This is a genomic window from Micromonospora coerulea, from assembly GCF_016598485.1.
Classification (GTDB): Bacteria; Actinomycetota; Actinomycetes; order Mycobacteriales; family Micromonosporaceae; genus Micromonospora; species Micromonospora coerulea.
In genome coordinates, this window is the sequence record NZ_JAEMUW010000002.1 from 246,540 (window position 1) to 267,601 (window position 21,062).

A 21,062-nucleotide genomic window follows, 5' to 3' on the forward strand; every position below is an offset into this window, starting at 1 on the left:
GGTATGTTCGGCGTCCGGCGACGGTAGCGAGCCGCCGACATGCGCGTCAATGGGGAGGCAGCCATGGACTTCGAACCGACCGCACGCGGGGCCGAGCACCTGAAGCGACTTCAGGAGTTCATGGACGACCACGTCTACCCGGCCGAGCCGGTCTACGCGGCGCAGCGCGCCGAGCTCGCGGCGGCCGGCAAGCGGCACCACCTGCCCGCCGTCGTCGAGGACCTGAAGGCCGAGGCCCGCCGCCGGGGGTTGTGGAACCTCTTCCTGCCCGCCGTCTCCGGGCTGACCAATCTGGAGTACGCCCCGCTCGCCGAGCTGATGGGCCGCTCCATCGAGCTCGCCCCCGAGGCCACCAACTGCGCGGCGCCGGACACCGGCAACATGGAGATCCTGCACATGTTCGGCACCGCCGAGCAGCAGGAGCGCTGGCTGCGTCCGCTGCTCGACGGACAGATCCGGTCCGCCTTCGCGATGACCGAGCCGGACGTGGCCTCCAGCGACGCCACCAACATCTCCACCCGGATCGAACGCGACGGCGACTCGTACGTCATCAACGGCCGCAAGTGGTGGACCACCGGGATCGCCGACCCGCGCTGCCGCATCATGATCGTGATGGGCAAGACCGACCCGTCCGCCGACACCCACCGGCAGCAGTCGATGATCCTGGTGCCGGTGGACACCCCCGGCGTCGAGGTGGTGCGCTCGCTGCCCGTCTTCGGCTACCACGACCAGCACGGCCACGGCGAGGTGGTCTTCACCGACGTCCGGGTGCCGGCGTCGCACCTGCTCGGCGAGGAGGGCGGCGGCTTCGCCCTCGCCCAGGCCCGGCTGGGCCCCGGTCGCATCCACCACTGCATGCGCGCCATCGGCCTGGCCGAGCGGGCGCTGAGCCTGCTGGTGCACCGCGCCGCCTCCCGAGTCGCCTTCGGCCGCAAACTGGCCGAGCAGGGCGTGGTGCAGCAGCAGATCGCCGAGTCGCGGATGGCCATCGAGCAGGCCCGGCTGCTGACCCTCAAGGCGGCCTGGATGATCGACCGGTACGGCGCCAAGGCCGCCCGCACCGAGATCGCCGCCATCAAGGTGATCGCTCCCCGGGTGGCCCTCGACGTGCTCGACCGGGCCATCCAGGTGCACGGCGGGGCCGGCGTCTCCGACGACTTCCCGCTCGCCTCGATGTACGCGGGCACCCGTACCCTGCGCATCGCCGACGGGCCGGACGAGGTGCACGTACGCGACGTGGCCCGGCGCGAGATCCGCCGCCAGCTGGAGTCGCGGTGAGCGTGGCGACCGAACCGGCCGCGCCGATCGGGCGGCGGCGGGCCCCGCGCGGCTCGGCCCGCCGGAGCATCGTCGCGGCCGCCACCGAACTCTTCGCCCGGCAGGGCTACGAGGCGACCAGCGTCCAGGAGATCGTCGCGGCGGCGGACGTCACCAAGGGCGCCCTGTACCACTGGTTCGGGTCGAAGTCCGAGCTGCTCACCAGCATCTACCGGGAGCTGCTCGCGGAGCAGACCGCGCGGCTGCGGGAGATCGCCGACGGTCCCGCACCGGTCGGCGAGCGGCTGCGCACCGCGGCCCTCGACGTCGTGGAGCACACCGCCGCGCACGTCGACGAGCTCACCGTCTGGGCCCGGTCGGCGCACCTGCTCGACGACGAGCAGGCCGAGGCGACCCGCCGGGAACGCCGCCACTACCACGATCTCTTCCGCGACCTGGTCCGCGAGGGCCAGGAGCGTGGCGTGGTCCGCACCGACGTCTCCGCCACGGTGATCACCCACACCTTCCTCAGCGCCCTGGGCAACACGCACACCTGGTTCCGTCCCGACGGGCCGCTGACCTTCGCCGAGGTCGGCCACCAGCTCGTCGCGCTCTTCCTCGGCGGCCTGCGCCCGCCGGGACCGGAGCCGGTGGCGCCGCGCTCCCCCGAGCCGGTGCCGGCCGGGCGGCGCACGGCCGGCGGCGCGCGGCGGCCCCGGCGGGGCCCGGTGGGCAAGAACCCGTGAGCGGACAGGAGCCCCCGGCCGCCGAATCCGGCCAACCCGTTCGGGCCGAGCTGGCCGAGGTGCTCCAGCGCCAGGCCGCGCTGCACGACGAGGCCCGCGCGGAGGCGACGGCGAAGCGGCACGCGGCCGGGCGGCGCACCGTACGGGAGAATCTCGCGGACCTGATCGACGAGGGCAGCTGGCTGGAGTACGGCGGCCTGGCCGTGGCGGCACAGCGGTCCCGGCGGCCGCTCGCGGAACTCGCCGCGGCGACCCCCGCCGACGGCGTCGTCGTGGGCGTCGGCCGGGTCGGCGGTACGCGCGTCGGCGCGGTGGCGTACGACTACACCGTCCTCGCCGGCACCCAGGGCGTCACCGGTCACCGCAAGACCGACCGCCTCCTCGACGTCGCCGCCCGGCAGGAGCTGCCGGTCGTCGTCTTCGCCGAGGGCGGCGGCGGTCGCCCGAGCGACACCGACCATCCGACCGTCGCCGGTCTGGAGCTGACCACCTTCGCGTCGTTGGCCCGGCTGCGCTCGCTGCGGGTCGGGATCGCGGCCGGCTACTGCTTCGCCGGCAACGCGGCGCTGCTCGGCATGTGTGACGTCGTCATCGGCGTCGCGGAGGCCAGCATCGGCATGGGCGGACCGGCCATGGTGGAGGCCGCCGGGCTCGGCGCGGTCGCACCGGGAGACGTCGGCCCGCTCGACGTGCACCTGGCCAGCGGCGCCGTCGATCTCGCCGCGGCCGACGACGCCGACGCGGTCCACCTGGCCCGACGCGTCCTCGGCCTCGCGGCCGGCACGCGCACGGACGGCCGCTGCGCGGACCAGCGCCGGCTACGCGACGTCCTGCCGGACAACCGCCGGCGCGCCTACGACGTGCGGGCCGTCCTGCGCCTGCTCTTCGACGTCGACTCGGTGCTCGAACTGCGCGAGCGGCACGGCCGGTCCCTGGTGACGGCCCTGGCCCGCCTCGACGGTCGGCCGGTGGGGGTGCTCGCCAACAACCCACTGCACCGGGCCGGGGCCATCGACGCCACCGCCGCCGGCAAGGCCACCCGGTTCCTGCGGCTCTGCGAGCGGTTGGGCCTGCCCGTGGTGAGCCTCTGCGACACCCCCGGAATCATGGTCGGGCCCGACGCCGAGCGGACCGGGCTGATGCGCGCGGTGGGCGACCTGTTCACCGCCGGCGCGTCGCTGCGTACGCCGCTGGCGGCCGTGGTGCTGCGCAAGGCGTACGGACTCGGCGCGATGGCGATGGCCGGCGGGAGCTTCCACACCACCCGCCTCACCCTGGCCTGGCCGACCGGCGAGGTCGGCGCGATGGGCCTGGAGGGCGCGGTGCGGCTCGGTCACCGCCGGGAGCTGGCCGCGATCGCCGACGAGGACGAGCGCCGGCGCCGCTACGACGAGCTGGTCGCCGACGCCTACGACCGGGGCCGGGCGCTCTCCGCCGCGGCGAGCTTCGAACTCGACGATGTCGTCGACCCCGCCGACACCCGGCACCGGCTCCTCGCGGCGCTGTTCTGACCGGGTACGGCGCTCAACCCGCCGCCGGCACCGCCGCGGTGCTGGTCAAACGGGCCACCCCCGGATCGACATGCCGCTCGGAATGATTTCCTCGGGGCGCCGACGTGCTCGCCGCCGTCCCCGGCTGGGCCGCGCCGCCCCCCTCGCATGGAAAATCTTCCATACATCTATTGAAGTTAATCTTCATCCTGTGACCTAATACTGACAGTTCCTTTCGCCCCTCTCCCGCCGCCGACGCGGCATCCCCCAGGGAGGAAAGATGAACCGTCCCCTCCGATCGGCGCTGCGCACCGCCGCGGCCGCCCTGCTCGCCACGGTGACCCTGGCCGCCTCGGCCACCCTCGGCGCGACCCCCGCCAGCGCGGCGCCGGCCGGCCTGCCCGGCATGGACGTCTCCAGTCACCAGGGCAACGTCAACTGGTCCGCCGCCTGGAACAACGGCGCCCGGTTCGCGTACGTCAAGGCCACCGAGGGCACCTACTACACCAACCCGTACTTCGCCCAGCAGTACAACGGCTCCTACAACGTCGGGATGATCAGGGGCTCCTACCACTTCGCCCGTCCGGACACCACCAGCGGCGCCACCCAGGCCAACTACTTCGTCGACCACGGGGGCGGCTGGTCCAAGGACGGCAAGACGCTGCCCGGCGCGCTCGACATCGAGTACAACCCGTACGGCTCGACCTGCTACGGGCTGAGCCAGGCCTCGATGCGCAGCTGGATCGCCTCGTTCGTGAACCAGTACTACTCCCGCACCGGCCGGTGGGCCACCATCTACACCACCACCGACTGGTGGACCACCTGCACCGGCAACACCTCGCAGTTCGCCGCCAACAACCCGCTCTGGATCGCCCGGTACTCCAGCAGCGTCGGCACCCTGCCGGCCGGCTGGCCGACGTACTCGTTCTGGCAGTGGGCCTCCTCCGGCATCTTCCCCGGCGACCAGAACGTCTGGAACGGCACCCTGGACCGGCTCAGGGTGCTGGCCTGCAACGGACCCTGCTGACGCACCGCCCGGTGGCGGGCCGGCCGGCCCGCCACCGGCACCGCTCTTCGTGAGGAGGTCCCCGATGTCCGTCCCCGTACCCCGGCGAGCCGTGCTGCGCGGCGCCGTCCTGCTCGGTGCCGCCGCCGGCGTCACCGCCCTCGGCCAGCTCGCCGGCGACCGCGGCGCCCGAGCACTGGGCACCCGGGTCGACCAGCCGACGATCGCCAACTGCGCGACCTGGGGCGCCCGGCCGCCGTCGTCGGCGGTGACCGTGGTGCAGAACCGCCCCAACAAGATCATCATTCACCACACGGCGTTCCCGAACTCGACCGACTACAGCCTGGCCCACGCGTACCAGAACTCCCGGGACATTCAGAACCTGCACATGGACACCAACGGCTGGCTCGACTCCGGGCAGCACTTCACCAACAGCCGGGCCGGCTACCTGACCGAGGGGCGGCACGGCAGCCTCTACGGGCTGCTGCACGGGCAGACCATGGTGCAGGGGGCGCACTGCGTCGGACAGAACAGCCAGGCCATCGGCATCGAGAACGAGGGCATCTACCTCGACGTGCAGCCGCCGCAGGCGCTCTGGGACAGCCTGGTGCTCTTCTGCGCGTTCACCTGCCAGCAGTACGCCATCCCGGCGACCGAGATCTACGGGCACAAGGACTTCAACAGCACCCAGTGCCCGGGGCTGCTGCACGGCCGGCTCCCCGAGCTGCGCAGCGCGGTGGCGGCCCGGCTCGGTTGACCACGGCCGGCCCGGCCGGCGGGGCGCGGCATTGGCACCCGCCGGCCTTACCGCCACTGCTCGCTTATATAAGCCCGATCTGATAGAAAGAGGTCGTGCACGCCTTCGACGTCCTCGGGGACCCGGTCCGCCGCCGGATCCTGGAACTCCTGGCCGAGGGCGAGCAGACCGCCGGCAGCATCTGCGCGGCGGTCCAGCGGGAGTTCGGCATCTCCCAACCGGCCGTGTCGCAGCACCTCAAGGTGCTGCGCGACAACGGCTTCGCGACCGTACGACCCGAGGGCACCCGCCGCCTCTACGCGGTGGACCCGCAGCCGCTCCGCCAGGTCGACGCCTGGCTGGACCATTTCCGCCGATTCTGGACCCCGCCGCTGGAGGCGCTCGCCACCGAACTGGCCCGGGGCCGGCGGGAGCGGCGGCTGCGCGGAAGCGGCCCCGACGAGAGGAAGACACCATGATCGACGTGATCGGGCAGATCAGCGCCGTCGAACGCACCGTCGGCAGCCGTACGCTGCCCGCCGGGCAGGCGCGCGTGAGCATCATCAGCCAGACGTACGACGCGCCGCTGGAGGACGTCTGGGACGCCTGCACCAGCGCCGAGCGGATCCCCCGCTGGTTCCTGCCGATCTCCGGCGAGCTGCGGCTCGGCGGCCGCTACCAGCTGGAGGGGAACGCCGGCGGCACCGTCGAACGCTGCGACCCGCCACACAGCTTCGCCGCGACCTGGGAGTACGGCGGCGAGGTGAGCTGGATCGAGGTACGGCTCAGCCCGGCGGGCGCGGGGCGTACCCGGTTCGAGCTGGAACACGTCGCGCACGTGGACGACCAGCGCTGGGCCGAGTTCGGCCCGGGCGCCACCGGCGTGGGCTGGGACATGGGCCTGCTCGGCCTGGCCTCCCACCTGGCGGGCGACGGCAGCGGGGTCAGCCCCGACCAGGCCGCCGCGTGGATGGGCTCCGACGAGGGCCGCCGGTTCATGACGCTGAGCAGCGAGCGCTGGAGCGAGGCGAGCGTGGCGGCCGGCACCCCGGCCGACGAGGCGCGGGCGGCGGCGCAGCGGACCACCGCCGCGTACACCGGAGTGCCGGCCTCCTGACCCACGGCGCGGGGCGCCCGGTGACCCGGGCGCCCCGCTCAGCCGGCCGTGACCGGGTCGGCGCGGAACTCGTGGACGACCTCGATCCGGCCCACGATGTGCCGGTTGAACAGCTCCAGCTCCTCGGCGGGCACCCAGAGTTCGAGAATGTCCCGGCCACCCACCTGGCGTATCGGGTAGCGCGCGGCGAAGTCACGCTCCACCTCGAAGCGGGTTACGTAGCCGACGCCCGAGGCCGGCACGTTCCAGTCCCGGGCGATCATGACCGCGTACGCCTCGTTGAGCACCGGGTAGAAGATCGGCTGGTCCGGCAGCCGGGGCGGCCAGGCCCGCCGCCCGGACGCCTCGACCAGGGCCAGCTCCTGCGGCCCGGTCGGCCGCCACAGCGTGCTGGTCTCCATCGTCTCTCCTTCCCCTCGGTGGACGCACGCTACCGGCTGGGATCTCCGCCTCACCAACCGTTTCGCCCGTCGGGAAACGCGGCGGCGGGTTGTCGGTGCCCTCAGGCAGACTGTCGGCCATGTCGCCACGATCCGTCGCCGACCTCATCGAGACCGTCCAGACTGGACGGCGCGTGAAGTACCTGCACTTTTGGGGGCACCAGCCGCAGCGCGACGGCAGCGTCGGCCTCGGCTGCCTGAGTCAGTGGTGGCCGGCGCCGTTCGCCGTGGACGGCCGGACGTACGCCACCGCTGAGCACTGGATGATGTGGCACAAGGCGGCCCTCTTCGGGGACACCGGGATCGCCCAGCGGATCCTCACCACCGCCCACCCGCACCGGGTCAAGTCCCTCGGCCGGCAGGTACGCGGCTTCGACGAGGCGACCTGGGTGGCGCACCGCTACGACATCGTGGTGGCTGGCAGCGTCGCCAAGTTCGGGCAGCACGCCGACCTGGCGGCGTACCTGCTCGGCACCGGGGACCGCGTGCTGGTCGAGGCCAGTCCGGTGGACCGGGTCTGGGGCGTCGGCCTGGCCGCCGACGACCCGCGGGCCGACGACCCGACCCGGTGGCGGGGCGCGAACCTGCTCGGCTTCGCGCTGATGGAGGCCCGCGCCGTTCTGTGCAACCGACGCGGCCGGGAGTGATCGGCTAGGGTCGGCCGGTGCGTGACACCCCCGGATACACCTGCGTGACCTGCGGCCGGCGGCACGACGACCTGCCGCTCTCCTACCGCACCCAGGCGCCCGCGTTCTGGTCGCAGGAGCTGGCGGCGGACGACGAGAGCGAGCTGACCCCCGACCTCTGCGTCATCCGTGGTGAGCACTTCTTCGTCCAGGGCAGTCTGGAGATCCCCCTACAGGACGCGGAGGGGAGCTTCTCCTGGGGAGTGTGGGTCTCGCTGAGCGCCGCGAACTTCGGCCGCACGGTGCAGCTGTGGGAGACCCCGGGCCGGGAGTCGGAGCTGCCCTACTTCAGCTGGCTCTCCACCGAGCTGCCGTTCTACGGGGTGAGCACCCTGGAGCTCAAGACCCACGTGCACACCCGGCCGGTGGGCGAGAAGCCGGCGGTGGAGGTGGAGCCGACCGACCACCCGCTGGCGGTGGCGCAACGGACCGGCATGACCATGGCGGACGTCCAGCGGATCGCCGAACAGCTCCGCCACCCCGAGACGCGCCGCGAGCCGGCCGGGTGACGGGAGCGCCCCGCCGGCCCGGCGGGTAACGTGCTGCGGCGTGACCAGCGCACCGTACTCGCACTGCTCGTACTGCGGTGCGGCCTACCGGGCGGAAGCCGGCTGGCCGCGCGTCTGCGCGGTCTGCGGCCAGACCGTCTGGCGCAACCCGTTGCCGGTCGCGGTGGCGATTCTGCCGGTACGCACGGCGACCGGTCTGGGCGTGGTGGTGGTCCGCCGCGACATCGAGCCGGCCCGGGGCCGGCTCGCGCTGCCCGGCGGGTTCATCGAGTACGGCGAGGAGTGGTCGGAGGCGCTGGTCCGGGAGCTGCGCGAGGAGACCGGCCTGCTGGCCGAGCCCGAGCAAGCACGGCTCTTCGCGGTGCACGGGGCGCCGGCCGGCGGCACCATGATGGTCTTCGGCGTGCTGCCCGAGCGGGCGGCCGAGGAGTTGCCGCCGTCCGCGCCGACCGAGGAGGCCACCGAGTGGCTGGTGCTCACCGAACCGGTCGAACTGGCCTTCTCCACCCACACCCGGGCGCTGGCCGACTTCTTCGCCGGTCGGCCCCCGGTCTGATCCCGGTCACCCCGTGCCGCGGCCGGCCGCGCCGGGCGTGGTGCAACGTCGACCCGGCTCCGGGCGCTCGTGGTCACCGGGTGCTGACGCTGATCGACGCGACCTGAGGGGCCGCCACCGGCTCTGATCGACGGCTATTTCTACTGATTGAATAGGAATGCAGCGTCGCCGAGCCCGGAGGTCCCCCGTGTCACGCCCTCAGTTCCCAGACGAAGTCGAGCACGACGCCCACCGGACCCGGCAGTGGCTCGCCGGGGAGGCCCGCTGCGACGGGGTCTCCCGCCCGGAGCTGCTGGAGCTGGGCGCGGCCATGGCCGCCGTCACCGCCGCCGCCGAGGAGCGCGAGCCGGTCGCCGTCACCCGCGCCCCGGTCGGCGTCGACCCCGGAGCCGGAGCCGCCGCGGCGCCCATCGCCAAGCCGCTGCCGCCGCAGCTGTTCCGGCGGCTGGACACCAACGCCGAGATGCGCTGGGAGGCGATGGCCGGACGGGGGCACGTCGTCCCCAACGACCGGTTCTTCGTCCGCAACCACACCGTGACACCCAGGCTGGACGCCGACGCCTGGCGGCTGCGCCTGTTCGGCACCGGGCTGCGCGGTACGCCGACCCGGCACGACCCGGTCGAGTTCGACCTCTCCGACCTGCGGGGGCTGCCTGCCGAGGAGCACACCGCGCTGATCGAGTGCGCGGGCAACGGACGCCGCTATTTCGCCGAGCAGCAGGACGATCCCGCCCCCGGCGTGGCCTGGGGCCTCGGCGGGGTCGGCGTCGCGCGCTGGCGGGGCGTACGGCTGGGCACCGTGCTCCGGCGGGCCGGCCTCACCGACGCGGCGGTCGACGTGATGCCCGAAGGGCTGGACCCGGAGTACGTCACCGGCGGGGTGAACCTCGGCCGGGTACGCCGGCCGATCCCGATCGGCAAGGCCCTCGACGACGTGCTGCTGGCGTACGAGATGAACGGCGAGCCGCTCCCGGCCGACCACGGCTACCCGGTGCGGGTGGTGGTGCCCGGCTGGATCGGCATCTCCTCGATCAAGTGGGTGGGGGCGGTGGAGGTCTCCGCCACTCCCCTCTTCTCGCCCTGGAACACCCAGTTCTACCGGATGTTCGGCTCCGGGCATCCCACCGGGGGTGGGGTGCTGGCCGCCCAGTCGGTGAAGAGCGCCTTCGAGCTGGCCTGGGACGCCCGCATCCCGGCCGGCACCGGGGTGCTGCTGCGCGGCCGGTCCTGGTCGGGCCAGGGGCCGATCGCCCGGGTCGAGGTCAGCGCGGGCGACGACGACTGGCGCCCCGCCGAGCTGGTCGACGCCGACCGGGGCGGGGCATGGCAGCGCTGGACGGCGGTGTGGCGGCCGCCGGCACCGGGTCGGTGGACGCTGCGCGCCCGGGCCACCGACGTGACCGGCGCCGGCCAGCCCGACACCGCGGGTCACAACGACCTCGGGTACCTCTTCGACGGCGTCGTCCGGCACCCGGTGACCGTGGCCTGACCCCGCGACCCGCCCGACCCGAAGGGACGCTACGGGGAGGGACCCCCGGCGGGTGGGGGTCAGCCGGTCAGGTAGGCGGCGGGGACGGCGTCGGCGAGCCAGACGCCGTTCGCGCTGCGGTAGAAGAGGTGGCCGTCGCGGGCCATCGCCGCCGCGTCGACGGTCAGGATCGCCATCGGGCCGCCCCGGCGGGCGCCCACCCGCCGGGCGGTCTCCACGTCCGGCGACAGGTGCACGTGGTGCCGGCCGCCGCGCCGCAGTCCCTCCGCCATGATGGCCGGCACGACGGCGCCGCTGGTGCCGTGGTAGAGCCGGTCCGGCGGTGGCGCCGGGGCCAGCCCGAGGTCGACGGGGATGGAGTGGCCCTGGCTGGCCCGGATCCGCTCGACGCCGTCGGCCCCCCGGACGACCGCGAAGCGCTGCTTGTCGTTGCCCGCCACCACGGCGTCGAGCACGGCGCGGCCGACCCGCAGCGCGCCGAGCAGGTCGGCGACCGGCACCCAGCCGCCCGGGTCCGGCGTCAGCCCGAACCGCTCCGGCCGGTGCCGCAGCGCCAGGGACATCTTCTTGCTCACCCGGACCAGGTCGCGATGATCCACGGCGACAGTGTGTCCCACGCCGCCCCTCCCGTCGACGGATATCGGTGCTCAGCGGGTGGCGCCCGAGGTCCGGCCGACCATCAGGCCGGCCGCGTCCACCACCTCGAAGTCGCTGCCGCGCAGGCCGCCCAGCGTCCGCAGGGCGTCGTTGTCCCACCGGTCGTCGGGCGCCCCGGAGAGGAACCAGGCCGAGCCGGTCGGCTTGCGGGCAGGCCCGCTCAAAGGCTACCGGGCCGACGTTTCGGGTCCGGCGGCCTCGCGGCCACCGGACTGGCGGGTTCGCCGCCGCCGGCCCTGCGGGCGAGGTCGGCGCAGTCAGGCGGCGGCGCGGTCCGGCAGCGGACGCCGCCGGCGGGCCGGGTCGGTGAGCACCCGCGGCGACCAGGCCCCGTCCGGCTGGTAGAGGTTCACCCCGGGCGGGACGATCTCGTCGATCCGATCGAGGACCGCGTCGTCGAGGGTGAGCGCCGCGCCCTTGAGCAGCCCCTCCAGCTGCTCCATGGTGCGGGGTCCGATGATCGCCGAGGCGACCGCCGGGTGCGCCACGGTGAACGCCACGGCCAGCTCGGGCAGGGTGCAGCCGACCTCGTCGGCGAGCGCGAGCAACTGCTCGACCGCGGCGTACTTCGCGGCGTTGCCGGCGATCGCCGGGTCGAACCGGGCCGGGGTGAGGGCGGCCCGGCCGGCGGTGAGGTCGACCGCCTGGCCCGGGCGGTACCGGCCGGAGAGGAACCCCGAGGCGAGCGGGCTCCAGACCAGGACCCCCATGCCGTACCGCTGGCAGACCGGCAGCACCGCGGCCTCGATTCCCCGGGCCAGGATCGAGTACGGCGGCTGCTCGGTGCGGAACCGCCCGAGCGCCCGCCGCTCGGCGACGTGGTGCGACTCCACGATCTCCTCGGCCGGAAACGTCGAGCAGCCGAAGGCCCGGATCTTGCCGGCCCGGACGAGGTCGCTGAGCGCGCCCAGGGTCTCCTCGACGTCGGTGGTGTGGTCCGGCCGGTGCACCTGGTAGAGGTCGATCCAGTCGGTATCCAGGCGGCGCAGGCTCTCCTCGACCTCGCGGACGATCCAGCGCCGGGAGTTGCCGCTCCGGTTGGGCCCCTCCCCCATCGGGAAGTGCACCTTGGTCGCGAGCACCACCTCGTCCCGCCGGCCCCGCAGCGCTTTGCCGACGATCGTCTCCGACTCGCCGGCGGAGTACATGTCGGCCGTGTCCACGAAGTTGATCCCCTGGTCTAGGGCGGCGTGGACGATCCGGACGCAGTCGTCGTGGTCGGGGTTGCCGACCGCGCCGAACATCATTGTGCCGAGACAGTGGACGCTCACCTCGATGCCGGTGCCGCCGAGCACGCGGTAACGCATGGGTCCTCCCCGAGGGTGTGCGCCGCGCTGGCCGGGCGGCGGGGCCGGTCCGGCCAACCTACGAATTCGAGTGCACTCGAGGTCAAGGCGGCGGCACCGGTCAGCCGGTGGCCTCCCCCGCCCCCGCCAGGTAGCCGGCGGCCTGCAGCTCGAACAGCTCCCGGTAGGGGCCGTCCTGCGCCATCAGCTCATCGTGGTTGCCCTGCTGGATCAGCCGGCCGTGGTCCAGCACGAAGATCCGGTCGGCATGCCGGACGTTGGCCAGCCGGTGGGTGATCAGCACGATCGCCCGCTCGGGGTGCCGCCGCAGGTGCTGGAAGAGCGCGTGTTCGGCCCGGGCGTCGAGGGCCGCGGAGGGCTCGTCGCAGATCAGCAGCGGTGCGTCCCGGTAGAGGCCGCGGGCGGCCACGAGGCGCTGCCACTGGCCGCCGGAGAGGTCCTGGCCGTCCTTGAACTGCCGGTCGAGCAGTGTGTCGTAGCCGTACGGCAGATCGGTGATCATGTCATGCGCGGCCGCGCCGCGGGCGGCGTCCTCGACGCTCGGACCGGGCCGGTCGGCCGGCCGGTCGTGCCGGCCGACCCGGATGTTCTGCCCGGCGGTGAACGGAAACCTCCACCAGTCCTGGCTCATCACCGCGACCTGGGCGCCGGTCTGCCGCGGGTCCAGCTCGTCGACATCGACGCCGTCCCAGCGGATGGCCCCGTCGGTCGGCCGGTAGAGACCCGCGATCAGTTTGGCCAGCGTGGTCTTGCCGGAGCCGTTCTCACCCACCAGGGCGACCACCTCGCCGCGCCGGATGCTGAGGCTGACCCCGTCCACGGCGGCCTTGTCGGTGTCCGGGTAACGCAGGGTCACCCGGTCCAGCTCGATCCGGTCGAAGCCGTCGACGGGCCGGCCGCCGCCGATCGGGACGCGCTGCCGGGCCCGGTCGAGGAAGTCCCGGTAGTCCTGGTAGTAGAGCGCGTCCTCGTAGAGGGAGTTCGTGGCGAACACTGCGATCCGCAGCGAGGACCGGGCGGACTGCAACGCCAGCAGGGCGGTGGCCGCGGCGGCCAGCGCGACCACGCCGCCCAGCAGCAAGCCGCCGAGTACCGCGTAGACGCCGAAGGCGGCGATGCCGGTCACCGACATGCCGGCCGCCCGGGTGGTGCTCTGCGAGCGGGCCAGCCGCAGCTCGGCCCGGGTTTCCGCCGCCATCATCCGGCGGAACTCGGTGAGCAGGAACTCCCGCATCTGGTACGCGCGGACCTCGGCGGCCGTGCGCCGCTCCGCCATCAGGTGAGCCAGCATCCACATCCGACGGCGGCGGGTGATCCGGGCCAGCATGGCGAGGTACTGGCGGCGGGCCATCCGCACCGCCGTCACCGCCTCCGGCACCGCGGCGAGCAGCAGGCAGGGCAGCAGCACCGGTTGGACCACCGCCACCGCGGCGGCGGTGGCCAGCACGCCGACCACCCCGGTGACCAGGTTGACGGTGTGGTCGACGATCGACGCCGCCTCCGCCATGCCGCGGTCCCGGGCGCGGTCCATCTCCTCGGCGAACCCGGCGTCGTCGAACGCTGCCAGCTCCACCGCGGTGGTCGTCTCGAAGAGCCGCAGCTCCACCTGGTAGTTGATCTGCGGGATCAGCCGGGCCTGCGCCCAACCGGCGGTCACGGTCAACGCGCCCTTGACCGTCACCGCGATCGCGGCGAGAGCCAGCGCGGGCAGCGCGGCGCGGATCCGGTCGGGCGTCGGGCCGGTGGCGAAGAGCTGACGGAGTACGCCGGTCGTGGCCAGCAGACCCAGGGTGGTCATCACGCCGGCCGCGACGTTGAGCCCGATGGAGGCGACGGTGTCCCGGCGGCTGGTTCCCCAGGCCAGCACGACCGCCTCCCGGACCAGCGCCGGCAGGCGCCGGGCCACGGACTTGAAGCTGGTGTGCGCGAACTCGGTCGCCCGGTGCATCCAGTGACCGTCCTCCAGCTCCGGCAACGCCGGGCCGACGTCGCCGTCGGCTGGGTCGTCCTCCTCGGCCGGGTGGCGGGGACCGATCACCGTCGCCATGGCGCCTCCTCACCGGTACGAACCACAACCGACCCGCAGCTTACGTTCCGCGACTGGCTACTGTCTCCGGGTGATCGGCGTGTCGAACAGGCGTCCCAACCACGTGCCGCCCGGCGACCACCCCTGGGCAGTTCTACGGGGTGCGCGATGTCGGGTCGCGTCGCGCCGACCCGCGCCGGGTGGCAGGCTGGTGGAGTCGCCGGCAGCGGGCGCGACGACGGCCCGCTGACAGACCCGTCGTGAAGGAGAAGATCGACCCGATGGCTGTGGACGTCACCACCACGGACGAATGGCAGGCCCTGCGCAAGCACGCCGAGGCGCTGCGCGGCACCCACCTGCGGGAGCTGTTCGCCGCCGACGGGCAACGGGGTGAGCGGCTCACCGGCGACGTCGCCGACCTGCACGTCGACTACAGCAAGAACCTCGTCACCGACGAAACGTTGACCCTGCTCACCGCCCTCGCCGAGCGGGTCCGGCTGACCGACCGGATCGCCGCGATGTTCGCCGGTGAACACATCAACTCCACCGAGGACCGGGCCGTGCTGCACACCGCGCTGCGGCTGCCGCGCGACGCGTCGCTGACGGTGGACGGGCAGGACGTGGTCGCCGACGTGCACGCCCTGCACGACCGGATGTCCGCCTTCGCCGAGCGGGTCCGCTCCGGCAACTGGCGCGGGCACACCGGCGAGCGGATCAGCACCGTGGTGAACATCGGCATCGGCGGGTCGGACCTCGGCCCGGTGATGGCGTACGAGGCGTTGAAGGCCTACCGGGACGCCGGCATCAGCTGCCGCTTCGTCTCCAACATCGACCCCACCGACATCCACGACAAGACCACCGACCTGGACCCGGCGACCACGCTGTTCATCGTGGCCAGCAAGACGTTCTCCACCCAGGAGACGCTGGCCAACGCCGACCAGGCGCGCCGCTGGCTGCTCGCCGGACTGGACGCCGACGACTCGGCGATCGCCCGGCACTTCGTCGCGGTCAGCACCAACGAGCAGCGGGTACGCGACTTCGGCATCGACCCGGAGAACATGTTCGGCTTCTGGGACTGGGTGGGCGGCCGGTACTCGCTGCCGTCCGCCGTCGGGCTGTCGGTGATGCTGGCCATCGGGCCGGCCCGGTTCCGGGAGATGCTGGCCGGCTACCACGCCGTCGACGAACACTTCCGCAGCACGCCGGTGGAACGGAACGTGCCGGCCCTGCTGGGCCTGCTCAACGTCTGGTACACCGACTTCCTCGGCGCGCAGACCCACGCGGTGCTGCCGTACTCGCAGTACCTGCACCGGTTCCCGGCGTACCTCCAGCAGCTCACCATGGAGAGCAACGGCAAGTCGGTGACCGTCGATGGCAGGCCGGTCACGTACCCGACCGGGGAGATCTTCTGGGGCGAGCCCGGCACCAACGGCCAGCACGCCTTCTACCAGCTCATCCACCAGGGAACGCGGCTCATCCCGGCGGACTTCATCGCGTTCAGCAAGCCCAATCACGACCTCGGCGACATGCACGACCTGTTCATGTCGAACTTCTTCGCGCAGACCGCGGCGCTGGCCTTCGGTCGTACCAAGGAGCAGGTCGAGGCGGAGGGCACCCCGGCCGACGTGGTGCCGCACCGGGTGATGCCGGGCAACCACCCGACCACCTCGATCATCGCGCCGAAGCTCACCCCGGCCACCCTCGGCCAGCTCATCGCCCTCTACGAGCACATCGTCTTCACCGAGGGCACGATCTGGGACATCAACCCGTTCGACCAGTGGGGTGTGGAGCTGGGCAAGGTGATGGCCAACCAGCTCGCGCCGAAGCTGACTGGGACCGGCCCCGACCTGGCCGACGTGGACTCCTCCACCGCGGCGCTGATCCGCCGCTACCGCAGGCAGCGCGACCGGGACTGACGCGGACCGCGCCGGTGGTGGCGGCCCGCTGTCGGTCGCCACCGTCGGCGGTGTCAGCGCGGATCGGACGGGACGGCGTCCCGCGCGGGCACCGGACGGCGACAGCGGCCGAGCGGTGACCCCATCGTGTTCGGGTCAGTCGCGCAGCAGGTCGGCGTGCGCGGCGCGCAGCCGGGCCAGCGCCGGATCGCCGGCCGGCGCCCGGCGGTCCAGCTCGGCCCAGACCTCGGCCAGGGCGTCGGTGACGGCGCGCAGCTCGGCCGCGTGCCGCCGGCTGCTCTGCCGGTGCAGCTCCTCCAGGCGGCGGGCCCAGCCGGCGGTGACCGCGGCGACCCGTTCGGCGTCGGCGCGGGCCTGGGCGGCCGTGCGGGCGGCGGAGGCGGGCACGATCGCCGCGACCGGGCGGGGATCACCGTCGCGGGTGACCACGGTGACCGTGTCGGTCAGCTCGGCCAGGGCGACGAGCTGGGTGAGCCGGGTGCGGACCTCCCGCAGCGGCAGGGCGCGCGGCGGGTCGGTCCGGTGGGCCAGGGCGGGGAGAGCCATGGACGCATGTTGACGTCCGGGTACGACAAAACCTCGCGTCGTCCGTCGCCGGGGCCGGGAGGCGGGGTGGGTCAGGCCGTCCACTCCGGGGCCAGCACCGACCAGATCTGCACGTCGATCCGGCCGTCGGGGCCGGGCAGGAGCTGGCGGAGCGTACCGTCGTGGCGCATGCCGAGGCGGCGAGCCACGGCGATGCTGGGGGCGTTGCCCGCGTTGGTGTGCCACTCCACCCGGTGGATGCCGCGCTCCCGGATCGCCCAGTCGATGATCCGGCGGGCAGCGAGCGTGGCCAGACCGCGGCCCTCCGCGCCCGGCTCCAGCCAGCAGCCGGCTTCGCAGACCCCGGTCGTCACGTCGAAGGACACGAAGAGCACGCCGCCGACCAGGGTGCCGTCGAGCCAGATGCCCCAGATGCCGCCGCCGTCGCGGGCCCACCGGTCGGCGTAGTTCTGCAGCACCCGGCGCGCCGACGCCGGGTCGGTGGCGACGAAGGACGGCGACACCCAGGGGGCGATGTGTTCCCGGCACCGGTCCAGGTTGGCCAGGAACTCGTCGGCCCGCCAGGGGTCGAGCGGACGCAACTCGGCGTCAGGGGTCAGGGGCAGCGCGAACACCCGAGCAAACTAGCAGCCCGGCGGCCAGGCGCCGGACGTTGTCGGTCGGTGGCCCTACGGTGTGCGCCGTGAACGCCGTTCAGACCTACCGATACCTCCAGCCGTCCGCGTTGCACCCCGCCGGTCTCGACCTGCAGACCTGCGGCGGCCCGGCGGCCAACCCGCGGTTCTTCTCCGGGTTCCTCACCGCGCCGGCGGCTGCGGCCGCCGGGCTGCTGGCCGTCGCGGAGGTGGCCCGCACCCGCTACCACCAGCCGGTCAATCCGGCCAGCCTGGACCCGGTGGTGACGGGCAGCCGCGACCGGCTGCGCTTCGAGTCCTTCTCCGGCTGCTGCGGGGTGTACGCCCGGATGGACGTGCTGCCGGCCGGCTTCGACGGCGAGATCGTCGGGCACGGCACCACCAACGTCGACGTCAACCCGCCGTTGCGGGAGGCGCTGGCCCGGGTCGGCGGGATCGAGCCGCTGCACGTGGCCGTCGGCCCGGACGACCTGACCGTCTGCACCATGGACGGCGCGGTGGTGGAGAAGAAGGTCCCGCTGCCGGGGCGTTGGCTGCGCGGCTTCGCCGAGGTGCAGGTGCTCACCGCGGCGTTCGAGCCGCGCGCCGAGATCCCCGCCGCGGAGGCCACCGCCTTCCTGCGCCGGCTTCCCGGTGGCACCGACCGTTCGGTGCTCTGGGCGGTGCCCGCCGGGCGTACGCTGCGGCTGACCTCGCGACCCGCGCCGGGCGCCGTCTGCCTGGCCGGGGCGGGCCGGCTCGCGGCGCTGCGCGGCCTGCTGCGGCACGCGCGCACCCTGCGGGTGTACGGCCCGCCGGTGCGGGCCGGCTTCCCCGCAGTGCCGAGCACCTGGGAACTCGACACCGGGGCGCTGCGGCTGTCGCTGACCCTCTCCCCCGAGCCGTACCGGGGGTTCTCCGGCGAGGGGGCGGCCCTGCTCGCGCTCGCCGGTGACGAGGTGGTCGACGACGCGGAGCTGATCGGCGCCCTGCTCTCCTGGGATCCGACGATCGACGTCGCCGCGCTCGCCGACGGGGCCGGCCTGCCCGACGACCGGGTACGCGCCGCGCTGGCCCAGCTCGGCACCGCCGGGCGGGTCGGCTACGACGTGGCCGAGGGCGGGTACTTCCACCGGGTCATGCCGTACGACGCGGGGCGCGCCGAGCGGGACAACCCCCGCCTGGTCGGGGCACGGGTGCTGGCCGAGCGCGGCGCGGTCGTCCGCGAGGGCGAACACACCACGGTACGCAGCGGCGACGAGGTCTACCGGGTGCGCCGGCTGCCGGACGGGACGTACACCTGCTCCTGTCGATGGTGGGCGCGGCACCGGGGGCAGCGCGGTCCGTGCAGGCACGCCCTGGCGGTGTCGATGGTCGCGGCTCCGGCGGAGGTGACGGCGTGACGGACTTCTTCGAGTCCCTGGTCCGCGGGGACGTGCCCGCCGTCCGGGCGGTGCTCGAAGGGCTGGACGAGCCGGCCCGCCGGGCGCTCGGCGACGAGCTGGTCGCCCACGTCCGGCGACGGCGGGACAACTGGTGGTGGGGGAAGGAAGCGACCGCGCTCGCGGTGGCGGCCGTGGGCACCCTCACCACCGCGACGAAGGCCGCTTCGCTGCTCGGCCGGCGCTCGGTCATGCTGCGGGACGCCGACCCGGAACCGGTAGTGGCCATGGCCCGTCGACGGCGCCTGACCTGGCTGGCCGCCCTGGCGTACAAGCTGGCCGACCGGCTGTCCCGCAGCGAGCCGTGGGACGGCTGGCTGTTCCTCGAAGGGCTGCTCCTGGCGGAGAAGGCACCGCCACCGACCGGGGACGCGTTCGTGGCGGGCTGGGCCCACGCAATGTGGGATCCGTTCCGGGGTCGGCAGCACGTCCCGCTGGTGGACCGGCTGCGCGCCGACCCGTTCCTGGACGTGCTGCTCCCCCGGCTGTTCGAGGTGGACGGCGTCGGCCACGACCTGACACCCGGCTACGGCGCCGACCGGCACCTGGTGCCCGAGACACTGGCCGCGCTGGCGGCCGAGGGACGGCTCGACCGGATGGCCCTGCTGGACGGGATCATCGGCCGGCTCCTGCGCGGGGACCGGCCGGCCGCGCTGCGCCCGTTCCTCGCCCTGCACGACCTGCTGGCGCCCACCGCGGACGAGGTGACGGAGCGGGCGGCGGCGTACCTGCGGCTGCTCGCCGACGCGCCCGGGCCGGTCGCCACGACGGCCCAGCGGGCGCTGCGCGAGGTGGGTGACGCCGTGGAGCTGGCGGCCCTGGCGGAGGCCGCCCGGACGGTGCTGACCCGGCCGGAGAAGGCGCTGGTGCGGGCGCAACTGTCCTGGCTGGACCGGCTCGCCCGGCAGCGGCCCGACGGGGCGGCGGAGATCGCAGCGGTCCTCGCCGTGGGCGGCGACCACCCGGCGGCCGACCTGCGGGACCGAGCGGTGGCGCTTGCGGAGCGGCACGGGCACCGTCCGGTCCGGTCCGTCGCGGTGACGATGGCCGGCGACGAGCTGCCGCCGCCGGTGCCGGCGGCGGATGCCCCACCCCCGATCACCGAGGTGGACGAGCTGGTCGAGGAGGTGTCGGCGCTGCTCGGCCGGCGCTGGCCGGCGCCGGCGGTCGAGAGAGTCCTCGACGGGCTGGTCCGGCTGAGGACCACCGACCGGGGCCGGCTCGAGGGGGCCCTGCTGCCGGTGCTGCGCCGCGAGCAGGTGGGGGCGTACGACCACATGTGGGCGGTGTTCAACCTGTCGGTCCAGCTGCACGGGGTCCTGCTGGCCGCCGCCGCGCCGGCCGAGGCGGCCACCCGCCGGGACCAGTGGGTCGGCATCCTCACCGAGTCCCGCCCCCGGACACTGCGCCCGTTCCGGGGCCGGCCGACCGTCGAGGCGGCCCGCCGGCCGGCGTTGACGCAGGTGTACTGCGCCCGGCTCGCCGAGATTGGGCAGCGGCTGGACGGGCGGGACGACCCCGGCCTGCTCGCCGCGCCCACCTCGGCCACCGGCGCCGTCGACCCGATCGCGCTCTACGAACGATTGGCCGCCCTCGGCGGCCGCCCGGTCTGGCGATGGGATCTCACCCAGGCGCTGCTGCGGCTGCCGGCCGGCGTGGACGAGGCGCTGGCGGCCCGGGCCGCGGCGCTCGGCACACCGGCCGGCGCCGAGCTGGCCGGCTGGCTGCGCGGGGACGCCCTCCCGGCGCCGGTCCAGGACGTGGTGACGGTCGGCCGCCGGGAACCGATGGGCAACTACGACTTCCGGTACGACCGGTTGCCCGGACGGCGGACCGTCGTCGCCACCAGCCCACCGGAGGGCGTGGCGGACCCGCTCGGCCTGCTCACCGTGCCGGCGCACCAGGTCGGGCGGGGGCACGGCGGCTGGGCCGACCTATGGCCGGCCCTGTTGCCCGGGCACCGGGGCCTGGTCGCCGCACACCTGCTCCGCGAGGTCGCTCAGGCCGCGCAGGAGGACGTCCGGGGGGCCGCCACGTTCCTGCCGGTCCTGGCCGAATGCACCGGCGCGGGCGGCCCGGCGCTCGACCTGGCACTGGCTTACGGGCTGTGCGCCCGGCACGAGGTGGACCGCGTCGCCGCGGTCGACGCCCTGCTGATGCTGGCGGCGGCCGGGGACCTGGACGCGCCGGCGATGGGCGCGCAGCTCGGCGCGCTGGCGGCGGACGGCCAGGTGACGCTGACCCGGGCGGCGACCCCGCTGCGCGACGCGGCCGCAGCCGGTGCCCGGCTGAGCACCTGGCGGCTGCTCGCCGGGGCGCTGCCGGCGCTGCTGGCCGCGCCGACGCCGCCCCGCGGCACCCCGGACCTGCTCACCCTCGCCGCGGAGACCGCCACCGCGACCGGGGTACGGATCGAGGTGCAGGGTTTGGCCGACGTGGTGGCCCGGGGCGGCGGCAGCCGGCTGGTGACCGAGGCCCGGCGCCTCGCCACCGCCCTCACCTAACCGGCCGGGACGCGGTTC

The 21,062-nt window shown here is 74.2% G+C and carries 21 protein-coding genes; 14 read left to right on the forward strand and 7 right to left on the reverse strand.

Translation table 11 applies throughout. The features are described 5' to 3' along the window. Window positions 1-63: 63 nt before the first annotated feature. The 7 genes from I8N68_RS03520 to I8N68_RS03550 all read left to right on the forward strand — a co-directional run bounded on the left by I8N68_RS03520 (window position 64) and on the right by I8N68_RS03550 (window position 6,352). Entirely contained in the window at window positions 64-1,278 is a 1,215-nt protein-coding gene (locus I8N68_RS03520) for an acyl-CoA dehydrogenase family protein (protein WP_200207490.1), read from the forward strand. Further along, window positions 1,275-2,003 (forward strand): TetR/AcrR family transcriptional regulator, encoded by a 729-nt coding sequence (locus I8N68_RS32660; protein ID WP_200207492.1) that lies wholly within the window; start codon window positions 1,275-1,277, stop codon window positions 2,001-2,003. Before I8N68_RS03520 ends, I8N68_RS32660 begins: the two co-directional genes overlap by 4 nt. Then, entirely contained in the window at window positions 2,000-3,514 is a 1,515-nt protein-coding gene (locus I8N68_RS03530; protein WP_200207494.1) for an acyl-CoA carboxylase subunit beta, read from the forward strand. Before I8N68_RS32660 ends, I8N68_RS03530 begins: the two co-directional genes overlap by 4 nt. A gap of 259 nt (window positions 3,515-3,773) precedes the next feature. Then, window positions 3,774-4,520 (forward strand): lysozyme, encoded by a 747-nt coding sequence (locus I8N68_RS03535; protein WP_200207496.1) that lies wholly within the window; start codon window positions 3,774-3,776, stop codon window positions 4,518-4,520. A 64-nt stretch (window positions 4,521-4,584) separates the two neighbouring features. Next, entirely contained in the window at window positions 4,585-5,256 is a 672-nt protein-coding gene (locus tag I8N68_RS03540) for a peptidoglycan recognition protein family protein (RefSeq protein WP_200207501.1), read from the forward strand. A 95-nt stretch (window positions 5,257-5,351) separates the two neighbouring features. Continuing rightward, window positions 5,352-5,714 carry an ArsR/SmtB family transcription factor gene (locus tag I8N68_RS03545; protein WP_200207506.1) on the forward strand — a complete coding sequence of 121 codons (363 nt, stop codon included), beginning with the start codon at window positions 5,352-5,354 and terminating at the stop codon, window positions 5,712-5,714. Continuing rightward, window positions 5,711-6,352, forward strand: a complete 642-nt coding sequence (locus I8N68_RS03550) for an SRPBCC family protein (protein ID WP_200207507.1) — start codon at window positions 5,711-5,713, stop codon at window positions 6,350-6,352. Before I8N68_RS03545 ends, I8N68_RS03550 begins: the two co-directional genes overlap by 4 nt. Before the next feature lie 38 nt (window positions 6,353-6,390). On the opposite strand, the gene I8N68_RS03555 is transcribed toward I8N68_RS03550, so the two are convergent. Further along, the gene (locus I8N68_RS03555) at window positions 6,391-6,753 is read right to left on the reverse strand and encodes an ADP-ribosylation/crystallin J1 (RefSeq protein WP_200207509.1); all 363 of its coding nucleotides are present in this window, start codon (window positions 6,751-6,753) and stop codon (window positions 6,391-6,393) included. Between the two features lie 119 nt (window positions 6,754-6,872). On the opposite strand from I8N68_RS03555, the gene ybiA reads away from it, so the two are divergent. The 4 genes from ybiA (at window position 6,873) to I8N68_RS03575 (ending at window position 10,032) form a co-directional block, all read left to right on the forward strand. Next, window positions 6,873-7,439 (forward strand): riboflavin biosynthesis intermediates N-glycosidase, encoded by a 567-nt coding sequence (gene ybiA, locus I8N68_RS03560; RefSeq protein WP_200207511.1) that lies wholly within the window; start codon window positions 6,873-6,875, stop codon window positions 7,437-7,439. 17 nt (window positions 7,440-7,456) lie between these two features. Continuing rightward, window positions 7,457-7,987, forward strand: a complete 531-nt coding sequence (locus I8N68_RS03565) for a DUF2199 domain-containing protein (RefSeq protein WP_200207513.1) — start codon at window positions 7,457-7,459, stop codon at window positions 7,985-7,987. 40 nt (window positions 7,988-8,027) lie between these two features. After that, a complete protein-coding gene (locus I8N68_RS03570; RefSeq protein ID WP_200207515.1) occupies window positions 8,028-8,543 on the forward strand; it encodes an NUDIX domain-containing protein in 516 nt (171 codons plus the stop codon). A gap of 187 nt (window positions 8,544-8,730) precedes the next feature. Beyond that, window positions 8,731-10,032, forward strand: coding sequence for a sulfite oxidase (locus tag I8N68_RS03575; protein WP_307812553.1), 1,302 nt, complete (start codon window positions 8,731-8,733; stop codon window positions 10,030-10,032). A 59-nt stretch (window positions 10,033-10,091) separates the two neighbouring features. Here the strand turns inward: I8N68_RS03575 and I8N68_RS03580 are convergent, their stop codons facing one another. The 4 genes from I8N68_RS03580 to I8N68_RS03595 all read right to left on the reverse strand — a co-directional run bounded on the left by I8N68_RS03580 (window position 10,092) and on the right by I8N68_RS03595 (window position 14,043). Continuing rightward, the gene (locus I8N68_RS03580) at window positions 10,092-10,631 is read right to left on the reverse strand and encodes an RNA 2'-phosphotransferase (protein WP_200207519.1); all 540 of its coding nucleotides are present in this window, start codon (window positions 10,629-10,631) and stop codon (window positions 10,092-10,094) included. Window positions 10,632-10,679: 48 nt separating this feature from the next. Further along, a complete protein-coding gene (locus tag I8N68_RS03585) occupies window positions 10,680-10,853 on the reverse strand; it encodes a hypothetical protein (protein ID WP_200207521.1) in 174 nt (57 codons plus the stop codon). Window positions 10,854-10,946: 93 nt separating this feature from the next. Further along, entirely contained in the window at window positions 10,947-11,996 is a 1,050-nt protein-coding gene (locus I8N68_RS03590) for an aldo/keto reductase (protein ID WP_200207531.1), read from the reverse strand. Window positions 11,997-12,096: 100 nt separating this feature from the next. Further along, window positions 12,097-14,043 (reverse strand): ABC transporter ATP-binding protein, encoded by a 1,947-nt coding sequence (locus I8N68_RS03595; RefSeq protein ID WP_200207537.1) that lies wholly within the window; start codon window positions 14,041-14,043, stop codon window positions 12,097-12,099. 260 nt (window positions 14,044-14,303) lie between these two features. Between I8N68_RS03595 and pgi the strand changes: the two genes are divergently transcribed. Continuing rightward, complete coding sequence (gene pgi / locus I8N68_RS03600) at window positions 14,304-15,938, forward strand: glucose-6-phosphate isomerase (protein WP_200208112.1); 1,635 nt, start codon at window positions 14,304-14,306, stop codon at window positions 15,936-15,938. Between the two features lie 135 nt (window positions 15,939-16,073). Here the strand turns inward: pgi and I8N68_RS03605 are convergent, their stop codons facing one another. Together I8N68_RS03605 and I8N68_RS03610 are read right to left on the reverse strand one after the other, a co-directional pair. After that, window positions 16,074-16,484 carry a type II toxin-antitoxin system Phd/YefM family antitoxin gene (locus I8N68_RS03605; protein ID WP_200207539.1) on the reverse strand — a complete coding sequence of 137 codons (411 nt, stop codon included), beginning with the start codon at window positions 16,482-16,484 and terminating at the stop codon, window positions 16,074-16,076. Window positions 16,485-16,555: 71 nt separating this feature from the next. Next, window positions 16,556-17,098: a GNAT family N-acetyltransferase gene (locus tag I8N68_RS03610; RefSeq protein WP_200207541.1), complete on the reverse strand. Its 543-nt coding sequence runs from the start codon at window positions 17,096-17,098 to the stop codon at window positions 16,556-16,558. A 68-nt stretch (window positions 17,099-17,166) separates the two neighbouring features. Between I8N68_RS03610 and I8N68_RS03615 the strand changes: the two genes are divergently transcribed. Continuing rightward, window positions 17,167-18,501 (forward strand): SWIM zinc finger family protein, encoded by a 1,335-nt coding sequence (locus I8N68_RS03615; RefSeq protein WP_200207543.1) that lies wholly within the window; start codon window positions 17,167-17,169, stop codon window positions 18,499-18,501. Next, entirely contained in the window at window positions 18,498-21,044 is a 2,547-nt protein-coding gene (locus tag I8N68_RS03620) for a hypothetical protein (protein ID WP_200207545.1), read from the forward strand. Before I8N68_RS03615 ends, I8N68_RS03620 begins: the two co-directional genes overlap by 4 nt. Window positions 21,045-21,062: the final 18 nt, after the last annotated feature.